The organism is Mesorhizobium sp. M5C.F.Ca.IN.020.32.2.1, from assembly GCF_004023105.1.
Taxonomy (GTDB): Bacteria; Pseudomonadota; Alphaproteobacteria; order Rhizobiales; family Rhizobiaceae; genus Mesorhizobium; species Mesorhizobium wenxiniae.
In genome coordinates, this window is the sequence record NZ_RZSX01001125.1 from 1 (window position 1) to 1,705 (window position 1,705).

General features: G+C 61.1%; 1 protein-coding gene and 1 pseudogene. Both read right to left on the reverse strand.

Annotated elements, in window-relative coordinates:
* Window positions 1-2 precede the first annotated feature (2 nt).
* Window positions 3-1,448 (reverse strand): type II and III secretion system protein family protein, encoded by a 1,446-nt coding sequence (locus tag EOA86_RS33540; protein WP_127208606.1) that lies wholly within the window; start codon window positions 1,446-1,448, stop codon window positions 3-5.
* 36 nt (window positions 1,449-1,484) lie between these two features.
* Window positions 1,485-1,705: pseudogene (locus EOA86_RS39715) on the reverse strand (Flp pilus assembly protein CpaB); the annotation flags it as partial.

Genomic DNA, 1,705 nt, shown 5'->3' on the forward strand with positions numbered 1-1,705 from the left:
CGCTATTTTTTGACATAGATCATCTTGTCCTTGGATTTGAGGTCGAGCATGTGGCCATAGGGGCCGACGACACCTTCGCCGACCTCATATTTGCGAACCATGTCCTTGGTCACTTCGAGCTGACCGAGGATGAAGAGTTCCGGGTCGTTGGCCGGCCGTGTCTTGTCGAACGGCGTCGCCAACTGCTCGCCAGGCTTTACCGGCCGCACGATACGTGGCGTCACGATCACGACCAGTTCGGTCTCTTCCTTCTGGTTGCTCGAATTCCGGAACAGCGTCCCGACGATCGGCACCTGGCCGAGCCAAGGCACCTGCCTCTGGAGCTTGGTGTTCTTGCTGGACAAAAGCCCGCCGACCGCGAAGCTCTGGCCGTCGCGCAGTTCGACGACGGTAGACAGCTTGCGGTTGGTGAAGATCGGGTCTCCGGCGGTGGTGAAACCGGTGAGGTCGCTGACTTCCGGCGCCAGCCTGATGTTGATCTTGTCGTCGTTGAGCACGACCGGCGTGAACAGCAGATTGACGCCGAACTGCTTGTACTCGATGCTGATCTCGCCGTCATCGTTCAGGGTGCGGATAGGCACTTCGCCGCCGGCATTGAAGCTGGCCAGCTCACCGGACAGCGTGGTGAGGTTGGGTTCGGCAAGGGTGCGCACCACGCCCTTGGCCTCGAGCGCCTCGATGATCAGGTCGACCTTGATGTTGCTGTCGATGACGCGGGTGATTAGCGCCGCGAACGGGTTGGTGTTCGAAAGAAGGCCGGTAAGCAGATTGCCCGGCCCCAGCACGACACCATCCTCGTCGACGGCGGCAATTCCGGTTCCGGTGCGGGTCGTACCGCTGCCGTTGGTGCTCCTGATTGAGACGCCAAGATCGCGGCCAGCATTGCGCTTGGCCTCCAGTACGCGCACTTCCAGGTTAACCTGCTGGCTGTCGTCGACGGTCACTGCGTTTATGATCGCGTCAGGGCCATATTGCTGGGCAACCTGCATGATCGCCGCCAGCGTGGCGCCGTCCTTGACATGGCCGCCAAGCCTTACCTTGCCGTTGACCGAACCGATATCAATGCGCGCCCTGGGCGCCACCTGCCGGATCGCTTGCGCCATGTCGCTCACGTCGACGCCGACCTCGATCTGGATCACGCCAAGCGAGCGCTTGTCCTCGGAAAAGAGGTTGACGGTGGTGGTGCCGGCGCTCTTGCCGATGACATAGAGCGTCCGGTCGGTCATTGGCTGGGCGTCGGCGATCTTCTCGTCGCCGACGACGATGTCGCCCAGCGTGGCGTTCACCTGGATCGTCACCGACTGCGACATGGGCAGGAAAACACGGTGGACGCTGGGGTTCGATACATCGATCTTGCGGTCGGCTGCATGGGCGGCAAGATCGATCGACAGTAGCATCATCGAACAGGCCAGCGCGGCAGCCGCCAGTGGTCCCCGGAACATTCGCATCTAGACGATCCCCCTACCGACTCGTTCGGTAATACCCTAGCGTAATTTTTGTCGCGGCACGTCGTAGGATTCGAGCTTCACACCCCTGAAAACGCCGATTGTCGCACGCGCCGGCGGCTCCGGCTGCACATATTTGATCACTTCCTTAACTACTTCTTGCACCTGGGGTGCTGAGGCCACTGCCGGAGCAGGTTTTGCGCTGCTCAACAGGTCGAGCCTGCTTCCCACACGTTCCACGGCCTGGGTCAGCCCATTGA